Source organism: Nitrosospira sp. NpAV (assembly GCF_000832065.1).
Classification (GTDB): domain Bacteria; phylum Pseudomonadota; class Gammaproteobacteria; order Burkholderiales; family Nitrosomonadaceae; genus Nitrosospira.
Genome location: NZ_JXQM01000013.1, coordinates 140,530 through 153,398 on the forward strand (window position 1 = coordinate 140,530; position 12,869 = coordinate 153,398).

At 52.2% G+C, this 12,869-nt stretch carries 16 protein-coding genes; 7 read left to right on the forward strand and 9 right to left on the reverse strand.

All coding sequences use genetic code 11. The features are described from left to right. Positions 1 to 52 precede the first annotated feature (52 nt). The 4 genes from SQ11_RS09145 to SQ11_RS09160 all read left to right on the forward strand — a co-directional run bounded on the left by SQ11_RS09145 (position 53) and on the right by SQ11_RS09160 (position 1,721). Complete coding sequence (locus tag SQ11_RS09145; RefSeq protein ID WP_041513847.1) at positions 53 to 271, forward strand: hypothetical protein; 219 nt, start codon at positions 53 to 55, stop codon at positions 269 to 271. 180 nt (positions 272 to 451) lie between these two features. Continuing rightward, a complete protein-coding gene (locus tag SQ11_RS09150) occupies positions 452 to 655 on the forward strand; it encodes a hypothetical protein (protein ID WP_041513848.1) in 204 nt (67 codons plus the stop codon). 170 nt (positions 656 to 825) lie between these two features. Further along, the gene (locus tag SQ11_RS09155) at positions 826 to 1,110 is read left to right on the forward strand and encodes a hypothetical protein (RefSeq protein ID WP_041513849.1); all 285 of its coding nucleotides are present in this window, start codon (positions 826 to 828) and stop codon (positions 1,108 to 1,110) included. A 197-nt stretch (positions 1,111 to 1,307) separates the two neighbouring features. Continuing rightward, the gene (locus tag SQ11_RS09160) at positions 1,308 to 1,721 is read left to right on the forward strand and encodes a hypothetical protein (protein ID WP_052494122.1); all 414 of its coding nucleotides are present in this window, start codon (positions 1,308 to 1,310) and stop codon (positions 1,719 to 1,721) included. A 129-nt stretch (positions 1,722 to 1,850) separates the two neighbouring features. Here the strand turns inward: SQ11_RS09160 and SQ11_RS09165 are convergent, their stop codons facing one another. Then, positions 1,851 to 2,624: an MBL fold metallo-hydrolase gene (locus SQ11_RS09165; protein WP_041513850.1), complete on the reverse strand. Its 774-nt coding sequence runs from the start codon at positions 2,622 to 2,624 to the stop codon at positions 1,851 to 1,853. 180 nt (positions 2,625 to 2,804) lie between these two features. Next, positions 2,805 to 4,223, reverse strand: coding sequence for a bifunctional diguanylate cyclase/phosphodiesterase (locus SQ11_RS09170; RefSeq protein ID WP_052494123.1), 1,419 nt, complete (start codon positions 4,221 to 4,223; stop codon positions 2,805 to 2,807). A gap of 615 nt (positions 4,224 to 4,838) precedes the next feature. Between SQ11_RS09170 and SQ11_RS09180 the strand changes: the two genes are divergently transcribed. Continuing rightward, positions 4,839 to 5,225 (forward strand): phage holin family protein, encoded by a 387-nt coding sequence (locus SQ11_RS09180; RefSeq protein ID WP_306463972.1) that lies wholly within the window; start codon positions 4,839 to 4,841, stop codon positions 5,223 to 5,225. A 71-nt stretch (positions 5,226 to 5,296) separates the two neighbouring features. Here the strand turns inward: SQ11_RS09180 and bioD are convergent, their stop codons facing one another. The 5 genes from bioD to bioB all read right to left on the reverse strand — a co-directional run bounded on the left by bioD (position 5,297) and on the right by bioB (position 9,969). Beyond that, positions 5,297 to 5,983, reverse strand: a complete 687-nt coding sequence (bioD, locus tag SQ11_RS09185; RefSeq protein ID WP_041513853.1) for a dethiobiotin synthase — start codon at positions 5,981 to 5,983, stop codon at positions 5,297 to 5,299. Positions 5,984 to 6,051: 68 nt separating this feature from the next. Beyond that, positions 6,052 to 6,927, reverse strand: coding sequence for a malonyl-ACP O-methyltransferase BioC (gene bioC / locus SQ11_RS17265; RefSeq protein WP_041513854.1), 876 nt, complete (start codon positions 6,925 to 6,927; stop codon positions 6,052 to 6,054). Beyond that, complete coding sequence (gene bioH / locus SQ11_RS17270) at positions 6,928 to 7,689, reverse strand: pimeloyl-ACP methyl ester esterase BioH (RefSeq protein WP_041513855.1); 762 nt, start codon at positions 7,687 to 7,689, stop codon at positions 6,928 to 6,930. Continuing rightward, a complete protein-coding gene (gene bioF / locus SQ11_RS09200) occupies positions 7,673 to 8,866 on the reverse strand; it encodes an 8-amino-7-oxononanoate synthase (protein WP_041513856.1) in 1,194 nt (397 codons plus the stop codon). The genes bioH and bioF overlap by 17 nt, the downstream gene beginning before the upstream one ends. A gap of 65 nt (positions 8,867 to 8,931) precedes the next feature. Beyond that, positions 8,932 to 9,969 (reverse strand): biotin synthase BioB, encoded by a 1,038-nt coding sequence (bioB, locus tag SQ11_RS09205; RefSeq protein ID WP_041513857.1) that lies wholly within the window; start codon positions 9,967 to 9,969, stop codon positions 8,932 to 8,934. Positions 9,970 to 10,115: 146 nt separating this feature from the next. Between bioB and SQ11_RS09210 the strand changes: the two genes are divergently transcribed. Then, complete coding sequence (locus tag SQ11_RS09210) at positions 10,116 to 10,820, forward strand: ComF family protein (protein WP_306463974.1); 705 nt, start codon at positions 10,116 to 10,118, stop codon at positions 10,818 to 10,820. A gap of 72 nt (positions 10,821 to 10,892) precedes the next feature. Further along, a complete protein-coding gene (locus SQ11_RS09215) occupies positions 10,893 to 11,357 on the forward strand; it encodes a tRNA (cytidine(34)-2'-O)-methyltransferase (protein ID WP_041513859.1) in 465 nt (154 codons plus the stop codon). A gap of 28 nt (positions 11,358 to 11,385) precedes the next feature. On the opposite strand, the gene SQ11_RS09220 is transcribed toward SQ11_RS09215, so the two are convergent. Continuing rightward, positions 11,386 to 12,387 (reverse strand): NAD(P)H-dependent glycerol-3-phosphate dehydrogenase, encoded by a 1,002-nt coding sequence (locus SQ11_RS09220; protein ID WP_041513860.1) that lies wholly within the window; start codon positions 12,385 to 12,387, stop codon positions 11,386 to 11,388. Further along, the gene (locus tag SQ11_RS09225; protein WP_041513861.1) at positions 12,384 to 12,869 is read right to left on the reverse strand and encodes an SH3 domain-containing protein; all 486 of its coding nucleotides are present in this window, start codon (positions 12,867 to 12,869) and stop codon (positions 12,384 to 12,386) included. The genes SQ11_RS09220 and SQ11_RS09225 overlap by 4 nt, the downstream gene beginning before the upstream one ends.

Consider the following 12,869-nt stretch of genomic DNA (forward strand, 5'->3'; position numbering starts at 1 on the left):
CTTTGATAATTACCCGTGACTCGTTATAAACCATATAAAGGAGATTAAAAAAATGAAGTACTCGCTCCTCGCTGCCGCCTTGGTACTCATATTAACCGGATGTGACCAACTAAGACAGAAAGAGCCCGGAGAAGGGAAGCCGGGACAATATCCCCCGAGCCTCTGGGAAAAACGTGAAGGACAGGTAAGTGATGCGGACATTGAAGCCGCCCAAAAGGCTGAAGCTGCTGCTGCAGCAGCGGAGGCACAGAAAAACGAACCCCCGAAATAATGGGCCGATATCCTAATAAGAACAAGCCAGCGTTGAAAAAAGCCGTCCCCCGGGGCGGCTTTTTTTGTTGAACCACTTGCAGAGAAGGAAATCACATCAGCTCGCGGTTTCGGGTTTGAATGACTACGAAGCTTTTGTTATACTGTGGCTCCCTGTAATGAACTATAGGATAATTGAACAATGAAATATTCGTTCCTCGCTGTCATCTTGGCGGCGTTAACACTGGCTGCCTGTGATGGTAAAAAACATCCTATGGACAAGCCTCCGCCCTCCGCCTCAATTGAACGTGAATCAGCTCCGAATTTTGATGAACTGGATAAACCGGCGGCTGATACAGCCGGGGGTGCTGATGCCGGTGTTAAGAAACAAGAACCGAGCAAGTAATGGTTAATAAAAAGCTATTTCTTCGGAATGGCTTTTTATCGCTCGAAATAAGAAACCACGTAAACGGATACAATAAAACAGCTGTTTCAAATTCGAGTAGTCTGGGTATTTTTGTTATATACTATGGTCCGTTACAACCTATTTAATATTTTATTTAAGGAAGCCAGATAATGAAACTTTCACTCCTTGCCGCTGCTTTGGTGGCTCTGACACTGACAGCATGTGATAGACCCAAACAAGCACTACCCGAAAATTCAACCACATATGGAACCAGAACGGAAGAAGGCACAACGATGGATCAAGAGCGTGCCGCCGCCGGTACTCCGAAGGAAGAGCACGCCGCTGCTGATGGCGAGGACGAATATTCGGGACAGGCTGTCCTTCCTGGACACGCGCTCGATGGCAATGGCAATCCGATAAAACCGGGGCAAAGCGCCATTCCGGCCGGTCATTAAAAGTAGCAGAGCACAATAAAAAGTCACCCTTAGTGGTGGCTTTTTTATTGTGCACAAATAAATAGATTCATGCATCATTGAATTTCCTTTTGTGAGCGCGGCAATCAAGCGTATTGCATATCCAGCTCAGCCTTGAAGAATTAGGCATCTTCGTTATATACTGCACGTTTTTTGACTAACTTGAGAGGAATCAAACAATGAGACTTACGCTTCTCGCTGCTACCTTGGCGGCGCTGACAATGACCGCCTGCGGCAAGCCGAATCAGGCGCTTCCCGAACAGGAAAAGGCGAACTTCGAAAAAATTACCTCTCAGCCCAGCACATCGGCTTCCAGTACCGGTGGCACAACCTCTAAGGATGATACGAGCAGCGCCTCTTCCACCGTCGATGATGCCAAGGATAAAGTAGTAGAGGCATACGATTCGGCCAAGGATAAGGCGGCAGAGACATACGACTCCGCCAAGGATAAAATTGCGGAAACAGTTGACGCTACCAAGGAGAAAGCGGCAGATGCCAAGGATGCGGCGAGCGAAAAGGCGAGCGCAGGAGCGGATGCCGTAAAGGACGCTGCAGCTGATGCGAAAAAAAGCACATTGGATGCGCTGAAATAATCCGAATCACGCCATTAAAAGAAGCCGCCCCAGTTATTCTCGGAGCGGCTTTTTTTATTTCCCGGAATACTCAAAATGGAATTAGGATAAACGAAGCCAATTCAGCTATCCTTCACGCGGGTTGAGGAATTATATCAACTGGCGCCAGCCAAAACCCTCACTCTGGTCAGCCACTCCGATCCAGTCTATTTCACAGTTCAAGGCATCGCTCAATATGGTCTGCACGAGCAGTGGGGTGTTATTTTTCTGACTCAAATGAGCAGCAATGATATGTTGCAGACGGGTGCAATCGAGATTGGCCAGGAGTCTTGCGGAAGCGGTGTTTTCAAGATGCCCGAAACGACCACCAACGCGTTGTTTGAGACTTTGCGGGTAATCGCTATTCGCGAGCATTCGGGCATCATGATTACATTCCAGCACCAGCGCGTGACAATGGCTTAGTACAGCTTCGATATGAGGGGTGGAGCATCCGGTATCAGTCAGCACGCCTAATCGCGATGCACCATTACCGAATACAAATTGCGCGGGCTCCTGAGCATCATGCGGAACGGGATAAGGTTCCACCTCGATATCTCCAATGGAGAAACGTCGATAGCCGTCTATGATGTTTATGTTTATCATCGGCAACAAAGAAAGTGTCTTCGCCGCGCCGCGCAGCGTGCCGTAAGTCAACCACACCGGGATATTGAATTTGCGTGCAAACCGCGCCACGCCGCCAATATGGTCGTCATGCTCGTGAGTAACGATGATTCCATCGATCATCGCAGGACTGAGACCGAGTCTCGAAAGGCGAGCAGTCGTTTCTTTCAGGGTAAAGCCGCAATCGAGCAGCAATCGGGTACCCTTCACCTCGACCACGAGACCGTTTCCCTGCGAACCGCTTCCTAAACAGGCAAAGCGCATGCCGTGACGAGAGAGATAAATGATGGGAGAGGCATTCTATCGGCGTGTGAAGGCATATCGGAAATTTTACCATCACCGCGTCAAGCACCGCCAATTACCTTCAACATTTGATTGCAATCATAAGAAGACTACTGCTCGCCCCTGTGACCAGGCTTGGGTAGGCTGCGGCCTTACAGGTTCTTATGAAATTGCGGGCTTGAGGAGCTGGTTACCTTCCAGAATTAATTTGGATATCTCGGTTGCAGGCAGCGGTTGCGCCAGATAGTAACCCTGAATTTCGTCGCAGTCCCGTTTGCGCAGGAACTCGAACTGCTCGACAGTTTCCACGCCTTCGGCTACCACCTTAACATCGAGACTATGCGCCATACCGATGATTGCCGTCGCAATTGCGGCATCGGCGGGATTTGTAGTGACGTCCACAATAAAGGACCGGTCAATTTTCAGCACATCGACAGGAAAACGCTTCAGGTAGGCGAGGCTCGAATAGCCGGTCCCGAAATCATCGATCGAAATCCGGATACCAAGCGTTTTCAGTCTCCGCAGTATGCCGATCGTATTTTTTGCATGCGTCATCAGCGAGCTTTCCGTCAACTCCAATTCCAGTAAATCGGAATCGATGCTGTTCTCCCGGAGAGCTCGTTCCGTCTGAAGCTCGAATTCGAGCAATTCCGGCTCGACACCATTCTCCTGGGTGGCTCGAATAACATCTCGATTCAGGTGTCCTTGCGAAAATTGCCTTCCGGACACATTGACCGATACGGGAATTTCTCCTATTCCAGAACGGCGCCATTCAGCGATCTGTTTGCATGCACTATGGATAACCCATGCTCCCACCCGGTTGATCAACCCGGTTTGTTCAAGGGCGGATATGAATTCCAGAGGTTCGACGAACCCATGTCCAGGGCGATTCCATCTCATCAGTGCTTCCACGCCCGTGATCCTCCCCTTGGAGAGGTTCATTTTCGGCTGATAGTACAACACGAATTCGTTACGATCGAGCGCATACCGCAAAGCATTTTCCTGATCCAGTCTCTCGATTGCGCGTGTATTCATTTCTGCCGTGAAGAAGCGATACGTGTCTCTGCCTGCGTTTTTAGACCGGTACATGGCTATGTCGCCGTTTCTAATCAGCGTATCCGCATCAAGCGAATCCGACGGATACACACTGATCCCGATGCTCGCGGTCACGGTCACTTGGTGGCCCGGCAGCTCCAAAGGGCGACGTAACGCTTCTCTGATCTTGCTTGCAACGATTCCGGCATCTCCTGAACCGTCAGGAGTGACGAGAATGCACCCGAACTTATCCCCTCCCAGACGGGCAATCATGTCCCTGATACGCAAACACTCCAACAGGCGCAGGCTGAATTGGCGCAGCAACTCATCGCCAAGGGGACGTCCCAGCGTGTCATTAATACTCTTGAAGTTATCGATATCAAGAAATAGAACCGAAATAGTCCGCTGATTGACTTCGGCTTGTTTGATAATCTTCCGGAGGGAAATATAAAACAGGGCCCGGTTGGGCAGACTGGTGAGCGCATCATAATGTGCGAGCTGCGATAGCCGCCGGTTCGCTTCCTTGCTATGCGTGAGGTCACTCATGCTTGTATTTTTTCCATTTACCTATACAACACGCTGGCGCGGAGCAGTCATTATTTGTGAGACTCTCAAACCAATAGCCCTGTTTAAAAACCACGTTCATGACGGAAAATACCGGCGGCGACTATACGCCCGGGTTGCCTATATTCAATAAGCATGATTCGTGCCAGCAATCAGAAAATGGGGTATCCGGAGAATCCCAGAACAAATCCTTGAGCTATTGCGGGAGGAACACGACTGCGATTGTGCAAGATGGGGTGCCTAAAATCAAGGAAGGCGGGACGCCAATAGCTGATTTTCCCCTTTCGTATCCGCGCAAGAAAAAATCAGCAAAGCGGCGTCCCACAAGAGTTTTGGTGAAATCCAATACGCGCCGTCCCAGATAAAACCAGCGATCTCCCATCTTCTTTAACGCTTCATGGCGATCCTGATTTTGCCGACAACGCATTCTACGGAAAATTAGTTCCGCGACTTCCCGCGTGTATAGGGAGCTTATTTATCGGAAGCCGGGAACATCTATTGTAAAATTTATCGATAATTAGCACGATATATTATATGAAAGTATATTTACAATAATGTTTCCAAGGAAAACCAAGGCCAAGCATGCTGCACAACATTATGGAATTCATGGCGCATTGGGGCATAACCGCCTTGTCCCTGTGGCTTGCTGGCTTTATATTCCACGGCATCTCATTTACCAGCAAAAAATCCTTGTTCGTTTCGGCGCTGCTATTGGGTTTCGCTAATGCGGTAATCAGACCCATGGTTATCGTCTTAACGATCCCACTAACGCTCATCACATTCGGATTTTTTTTGCTGGTGATTAATGCACTCATGATGCTTCTGGTATCGTCACTTGTGCCAGGATTCAAAATTTCAGGGTTCTGGACGGCATTCTTTGCCAGCATCTTCGTCACGCTTCTCAGTTTATTTGTAGGTACGCTCATATTCCAATCCGGTGAATATCCGATAAGCATTCCTGCGCAGCAAGGTGTGATGATCTGACAAGATGCGATAAAAATGACACGTGGGCGTGCCCGCATGGATCTGGTTTAGAAGCGTCCTCATGTGGGATATCAGTGTTCGTGCGGCTGATCCTGCTCCAGCACCGCAATGTCCAACAGCCTCGACAATGTCTTTGCGTCGGCATTTTGCTCGAATGGTAATACTCCCACCAACGGACAATTCAGTCTCTGCTCCAACGCAAGCAAATTCTCATCGAATGCGGCCATTTGTGGATCGATACGGTTCGCCACCCATCCGGCGAGCGGCAGCCCTGTTCCTCGCACCACCTGAGCGGTCAGCAGCGCGTGGTTAAGACACCCCAATTGCATTCCCACCACCAGTATTACGGGAAGATTCAGAATCCTCGCCATGTCGGCACCGTCCTGATACTCGTTAAGCGGAACGAGAAAACCACCGGTACCTTCAACAATTACCAGGTCGGCAATTTTTTGCAATTCGAGACAGGCCCTGTTAATGGTCGCTATGTCGATAACGATGCCCGACTGTCTCGCCGCGATATGCGGTGCAATCGGCGGAACCAGCGCATACGGATTGACTTGCTCGCGCGGGGCGGTAATAGTGCTTGCCGCCAGAAGTAATTCAACGTCCATGTATTGGCCGTTGTCGCATCCCGCCACCACCGGCTTCATACCCACGGTAGTCCTTCCGCGCGCGCCAAAAGCATGCAGTAAGGCGCCGCTGACCAGGGTCTTCCCTACACCCGTGCCGGTGCCGGTGATGAAATAACCCTTTGTCATTTTACCCGGTAGGCAAATGAACTTGCCGGAAATCTGATTTTATAAACATGGACGTAGAAATCATTTCGTTAGACGAGGCCCAGCTGCCGCCTGAGTTCGGGTGTGACGATGGGCGTTCGCGGCTGCGGCTTCCAGGCGTGGCCGTAAACGACTTCAAAAGTTGCCGGCAGCTTTCCTTCCATTCGTAGCGCCTCATAATGGTTTATGGCTTTTTGCCATGCGGTTTTCCCGGTTAAGCCCCGGCGCCTTCCCTGGGTGACATTATGCGCACCGATAGCTTTAAGGTCCCGCATTACGCTGGTTACGTCATCATAGGTCAGCGTGATGTATTCCATATCCATGACAGGCGTAGCGAAGCCGTTATGCACCAGCATATCGCCAATGTCGTGCATGTCGGTAAAGCGATTGACGTGGCTGTAACTATCACCACGGAAAGCCTGCCGCAATTCCTTCAGAGTATCCGGCCCGAAGGTGCTGAACATGAACAGACCACTGGTTTGGAGTATGCGGTGAATGCCGGCAAGAGTCTGTTTTAGGTCGTTGCACCATTGCAGTGCCAGATTCGACCATACCAGGCCGGCACACATGTCTTTCAACGGCATTTGCTCCATGTCACCGCATACATAGCTGGTCTGATTCTCGCGAACCGGCAGCAGCTGCTTCCACCAGGGAATGGATGGGCGCGCCTGGAAATGCATAGCCGCTGCAATATCGATCGCCAGTATCCTCGCGGCAGGGTAGCGCGTGAGTAATTTACGTGAACCATAACCCGTGCCGCTGCCGGCATCGACAATTACATCGGGCGTATACTTAATATAATCAAGCCGCGACAGCATCCGGTCGCACACTTCACGTTGCAGGATTGCCGTTCGATCATAACTCGACGCAGCCCGCCCAAAAGAACTGCGCACCTGACGTTTATCGATGATATGGTCGTAATTCATTTAAACCTCGATCCGAACCATACTGGCCACAAATTGATCAGGATAAGACAGAAATGGCGCATGGCCGCAATGGGGCAACATGACCAGCCTTGAATTTTGTAGTTGCTGACTCATCCATCTCGCTGCCCCGGGGCCGGTAATCACATCATTCTCGCCATGCAGTAATATCGTCGGCTGAGTAATATTTCTTAATTTTCCACGCAGATCGCTCGTGAGCAGAATCTGCAACCCGGTTTGCAACCCAGCCTCGTCCGGCTGATCACGGCGAAAAAAGCTTTCGCGCAACTGTGACAGCACAGCCGTGGCATCGGCACTGCCGCTCACCTGCAAGGTGAGAAACCGGCTCAGCGTCGTTGCGTAGTCCCGCTTCAGATTCCGCATGAACAGTTGCAAAGTCGCCCTATCCATTCCCCATTGCCAGTCTTTGCGCTTGACAAAGCAGGGCGTCGTTGAGATCAAGGCAAGCTTTTTTACCCGCACCGGTTCCCGCAACGCAAGTTCAACCGCAACCTGTCCGCCTAATGACCATCCGCAAACCATACAACTGCCAGGCAAAGTGTCTGAAATCATCTCAACCACGCGTTCCAGCGTACCCGGCTCGCAAGCCGGACTAAATCCGTGTCCCGGCAAGTCTACTAAATGCAAACGAAAATGCTGGGCCAACCGTTCGCGTACACCATCCCAGATCCCGCTGTGCATGGCCCAACCGTGCAGCATGACAAGATTCGGACCGGCGCCGATGGATTCAATATGCAGGTGCAACGGCTGACCTATCCATCTCTCGAAGCGCCGACCCGAGTTCGGCTACATCGTCCATCGTGTGAGAAGCGGATAACGAAATCCGCAACCGTGCCGCACCTTGCGGAACCGTTGGCGGACGGATCGCCGGAACCAGGATGCCTTGCGCGCGCAATGCCTCACTTATCTCCAACGCCTTATCATTCTCCCCTATGATTAAAGGTTGAATAGGCGTGATGGATGGCAACAGCCGCCAGCGCAGCGATTGGACCTCTCTTTTCAAACATGCAACAAGTTGCGTCAGCCTCTCGCGCCGCCATTCTTCCTCTTCTATTAATACCAGGCTTTTCAGCAAAGTATGGGAGAGCAGCGGCGGGGTCGCGGTAGTGTAAACATAGCTGCGTGCATGCTGAATCAGGGTTTCAATGACTTCCGGTTGCGCCGCGATGAAAGCGCCGAATACGCCCGCTGCCTTGCCAAGCGTAGCCATGTAAATGATGCGCGGCGAACTGGTATCGAAATGAGAAACCGTTCCCCGCCCCTTTGAACCGAGTACACCAAAACCGTGGGCATCGTCGAGCATCAACCACGCATCGTATTTCTCGCACAATGCCAACAACTGGGTAACGGGCGCGATATCGCCATCCATGCTGAATACCGCATCGGTCATCACCAATTTTCGCCTGGTCTGACATACTGCGAGTTGCCGCTCCAGCGAAGCCAGATCGAGATGGGAATAGCGGACAAACCTTGCGCGTGAAATCAACGCGGCATCATTAAGCGAGGCATGATTGAGCTTGTCGGCGAATATCGTATCGCGGCGATCCAGCAGCGCGGTAATCACGCCGGCATTGGCCATGTATCCCGTGGAAAATAACAATGTCCGCGGGAACCCGGTAAAATGGGCCAGCGCCTCCTCCAGTGCGTGGTGGACTGAAGAATGTCCGGTGATGAGGTGCGAAGCCCCTGCTCCCACCCCATATTGTCTGGCGCCTTCGCAAACCGCCTCGATCAACTGGGGGTGATTGGCAAGGCCGAGATAGTCGTTACTGCAGAATGCGAGATACTCGCGTCCGGCCATTAAGACATGTGTTTGCTGGGGACTCTCCAGAGTGAGGCGACGACGATACAGATCCTTGCTTTCCCGCGCGCGTAGCTGTTCGCGTAATTGTTTGCGTTGTTCAGCGAAATCGTTGAGCATTTCCGGTTGACCGGTTAAGGCACGTAAAAAAGTTAAGCAGATGGGGCAGGCCGCGCGCCTCTCACCTACATCGAACGAAGTCCCAGTTTGTCAAATAACGCCTTGTCTCGCTCCGCTTCCGGATTGCCCGTAGTAAGCAATTTATCGCCATAGAAAATCGAATTGGCACCCGCGAGAAAACACAGTGCCTGCACTGCATCCGACATTTCCTGTCTACCCGCTGATAATCTGACCATCGCCTTGGGCATGGTAATGCGTGCCGCCGCAACAGTGCGCACAAATTCCAGTGGATCGAGCGCCGCCGTGCCATGCAGCGGTGTACCTTCAACTTGCACTAGATGATTAATGGGAACGGATTCCGGATACGGATCAAGATTTGCGAGTTGTGCGATCAGGCCAGCACGGGCATGGCGCGATTCACCCATGCCAACGATACCGCCGCAACACACATGTATGCCCGCCCCTCGGACCTTCTCCAATGTATTCAGCCGATCCTGGTAATTGCGGGTGGTAATGATCTCGCCGTAAAATTCCGGGGCCGTATCGAGGTTATGATTGTAGTAGTCAAGTCCTGCCTGCTTGAGCTGCTCCGCCTGACCCGGCTTCAACATCCCCAAGGTGGCGCAGGTCTCGAGCCCCAGCGCCTTGACGGCACTCACCATTTCCGCCATCTTTTCGATATCCCGCTGCTTGGGCCCGCGCCATGCTGCTCCCATGCAAAAACGTGATGCACCTTGCGCCTTTGCGGCTGCCGCTGTTGCAAGCACTTCATCAAGCGGCAACATGTCCTGATTTTCGATGCCGGTATGATAACGCGCCGCCTGGGGACAATAACCACAATCTTCAGGGCACCCGCCGGTCTTGACCGAAATCAATGTTGACAGCTGTACCGTATTGGCATCGTGATGCTGGCGATGGACCTGTTGCGCGCGATGAAGCAGATCATTGAACGGCATGTCCAGCACTCCCTCGATTTGGGAGACGGACCATCGCGCTGATCCGGAAACAGCCTCCGCCAGATTGGCAGATGCATCCGGCTGTTTTTGCGTTGCAGCAGCGATTACGCCGGAATTGACCGGCATATCGGAGATAAGCTGACTCATACCATATCCTTATATTACTATTGTTCTGGTGAAGAATGGACTGACCGGTCTGCGCTAGAATGAGCGCGATAACTCGGGTCAATCACAGTGTGGAACATGAATAATCATGGATTCCACTATTGTTGTCAATTTCTTTATCTCTATTCTTGAACGATAGATTAAATATTATACAGACTCTATTCGGGCAACACTGCCTGCTTTGCGGTATTCCCAGCAATGGGGATTTGTGCGCATCATGCCACGATAGTCTGCCTCATCTGCCATTTCATCACTGCAGGGTGTGTGCGCTACCTGTGACGGGATCGGGTATCTGTGGCTCATGTCTTGCAAATCCGCCCGCATTCGATTGCACCATAGCCGCCCTGAGCTACGCCTTTCCAGTGGATGCGCTGGTACATTCACTCAAATATCAGGCAAATCTCCCCATGGCGCTCGTATTGGCCAATTTGCTATTGGCACGAATTAACAAGGACTCGCTACCGGACTTTATCGTACCCATGCCATTGCATACCGTTAGATTGCGTGAAAGAGGTTTTAACCAGGCACTGGAAATTGGCCGGAGGGTAGCAAAACAATGCGGTATTCCACTGTTGCCGGATATCTGCCAACGTATCAAGGACACCGCTTCACAGGCTGAGCTGCCATGGAAAGAACGGGAAAAGAATATACGGGGGGCATTCACGTGCGAAGTTGATCTTTGCGGTAAGCGCATCGCCATGCTGGATGACGTGATGACCACCGGCGCAACCCTGAATGAACTGGCAAAGGTGCTACGCAAACATGGCGCCAAGCACGTGAGTGGGTGGGTAGCCGCCAGGACGTTATCTCGTGCACTGCCTCACCAATCGTGACACCTTTATCCCTGATCGGAAATACTCGGCCACTTCCGGATCCAGACAAAAATCTGACCCATTGATAAGCTTATGCTCGACATCATTCTGTTCCAGCCTGAAATCCCGCCCAACACTGGTAACATCATACGGCTATGTGCCAATACCGGCGCGAGGCTCCACCTCGTCAAGCCGCTTGGTTTTATCCTGGAAGACAAACAGTTGCTACGCGCGGGACTGGATTATCACGAGTTCACCAGCATGACGGTTCATGAAAACTGGACGGACTGTGCGAAACAATTGCAAGGTCATCGTCTTTTTGCCGTTTCAACCAAAGGTAAGCAACGCTATGACCTGAATGCTTATGCCAGTGGAGACGCATTTCTTTTTGGTTCGGAAAGCCGTGGATTGACAGCTGAGATACTGGAGAGTTTTCCTGAACAACGTCGTATCCGCGTGCCGATGGTATCCGGCAGCCGTAGCCTCAATTTATCGAATACCGTCGCGGTGGTGGTCTATGAAGCGTGGCGGCAAATGAGCTTCGGGAAAGGCACATAAAACCTTTGCGGGAGATAGATACCTCGGCTCAATAAGTTTCTGTCTTCGGCTCCCGGTTAAGTAGCGCTTCCACCGCCTCCCCCGGCGATACTCCATCGTGGAGTATGCCGCATACAGCCTGTGTAATCGGCATTTCAATCTTCAGTGCCTGACTTAGCCGCAATACCTCGCGCGCCGTATGAACGCCTTCAGCGGTATGTCCCAGTTCCCGCAGAATGTCCGGCAACGAACGGCCTGCCGCCAAAAGCAAACCTACCCGCCGGTTGCGTGATAGATCCCCGGTACAAGTAAGTATCAGGTCTCCCGCTCCGGCCAGCCCCATGAACGTTTCCATGCAGCCACCGAGTCTTAGCCCCAATCTTGTAATTTCCGCCAGGCCTCTTGTAATCAGGGCTGCACGGGCGTTGTGACCGAAACCCATCCCGTCGGAGATGCCAGCGGCAATCGATATGACGTTCTTCACCGCCCCGCCAGTTTCCACTCCGGCAACATCTCTGCTCGAATAAACTCGCAGCCGGGCAGTGTGCAGCTGTGCCGCGATGCTTCGGGAAAATTCTTCATCGTGCGATGCGAGGGTCAAAGCAGTGGGAAGCCCTTGGGCGACTTCCCGGGCAAAACTCGGCCCCGATAATACACCACAGGGCACCATTTCGCCGTATTCTTCCCGTACCACCTGGTGAGGCAGCGTCGCCGATCCCGCCTCGAATCCCTTGCAGCCCCACACCACCGGCACGGCTTTTCCGCAAGCAATAATTCCACGCAATGTCTCGCGCAATCCGGCAACCGGAACCACAATGAGGATAAGATCGGCAGCCTCAACGGCAACATCGAGAACGGACGTTAGCCGCAGGGAATCGGGTAATGGAAAGTCAGGGAAATAGCGCCGGTTTACACGCTGGGAAACAAGCTCGGCAAGATGCGCGGGATCACGTGTCCACAACGTCACCTGATGGCTCGAACGAGTGTTGGCGCCGAGACTGATGGCCAGGGCGGTACCCCACGCACCCGCGCCGAGAACGGCTACTCTCATGAACCCCAGACTTGTTGTGTTTTAACGTAACCAATTTGCCCCTCGCGGTGACGCACCTTGACCCAACCATTCACAGCGGGCTCCAGCTGCTCCATCACCACGTTTTGCTGAGCCTGAAACACTAGCGCAGAACCTGCATCCGCGGCATGATAAATCTCTGCCTGCAGTGCCGTAACAATGACATAGCGTTTTTCACTTAATGCCTTTTCTTCCACCCAGGCAAGCCCGCCCCCGCTATCGCGCACTTTGACCCAGCCTTCGACTTTCACCACCGCCTCTACCGGCAGATGGCGGCTTGCCACATATAACTTATCGGCCTTGAGCGAGGGCGCGTCATACATAACCGTAGCATTTTCGGCTATCGAAAAAAACTCAAACGCCGCAATGGCATGCGCCGGACACAATAGTATGCCGATCAACAACCCCAGGGACCGGCACCGTAGGAGCAATCTCGCGGCGAATATGTCGTAGACATATTTCAT

What these genes read in the sequence shown, in the direction of transcription:
- SQ11_RS09220 (WP_041513860.1), bottom strand. Translation starts at nt 12,387, where the DNA reads ATGAGAGTAGCCGTTCTCGGCGCGGGTGCGTGGGGTACCGCCCTGGCC.
- SQ11_RS09170 (WP_052494123.1), bottom strand. Translation starts at nt 4,223, where the DNA reads ATGAGTGACCTCACGCATAGCAAGGAAGCGAACCGGCGGCTATCGCAG.
- bioC (WP_041513854.1), bottom strand. Translation starts at nt 6,927, where the DNA reads ATGAATTACGACCATATCATCGATAAACGTCAGGTGCGCAGTTCTTTT.
- SQ11_RS09180 (WP_306463972.1), top strand. Translation starts at nt 4,839, where the DNA reads ATGGAATTCATGGCGCATTGGGGCATAACCGCCTTGTCCCTGTGGCTT.
- SQ11_RS09160 (WP_052494122.1), top strand. Translation starts at nt 1,308, where the DNA reads ATGAGACTTACGCTTCTCGCTGCTACCTTGGCGGCGCTGACAATGACC.
- SQ11_RS09145 (WP_041513847.1), top strand. Translation starts at nt 53, where the DNA reads ATGAAGTACTCGCTCCTCGCTGCCGCCTTGGTACTCATATTAACCGGA.
- bioF (WP_041513856.1), bottom strand. Translation starts at nt 8,866, where the DNA reads ATGCTCAACGATTTCGCTGAACAACGCAAACAATTACGCGAACAGCTA.
- bioB (WP_041513857.1), bottom strand. Translation starts at nt 9,969, where the DNA reads ATGAGTCAGCTTATCTCCGATATGCCGGTCAATTCCGGCGTAATCGCT.
- SQ11_RS09225 (WP_041513861.1), bottom strand. Translation starts at nt 12,869, where the DNA reads ATGAAATATGTCTACGACATATTCGCCGCGAGATTGCTCCTACGGTGC.
- bioD (WP_041513853.1), bottom strand. Translation starts at nt 5,983, where the DNA reads ATGACAAAGGGTTATTTCATCACCGGCACCGGCACGGGTGTAGGGAAG.
- SQ11_RS09155 (WP_041513849.1), top strand. Translation starts at nt 826, where the DNA reads ATGAAACTTTCACTCCTTGCCGCTGCTTTGGTGGCTCTGACACTGACA.
- SQ11_RS09165 (WP_041513850.1), bottom strand. Translation starts at nt 2,624, where the DNA reads ATGCGCTTTGCCTGTTTAGGAAGCGGTTCGCAGGGAAACGGTCTCGTG.
- SQ11_RS09150 (WP_041513848.1), top strand. Translation starts at nt 452, where the DNA reads ATGAAATATTCGTTCCTCGCTGTCATCTTGGCGGCGTTAACACTGGCT.
- SQ11_RS09215 (WP_041513859.1), top strand. Translation starts at nt 10,893, where the DNA reads ATGCTCGACATCATTCTGTTCCAGCCTGAAATCCCGCCCAACACTGGT.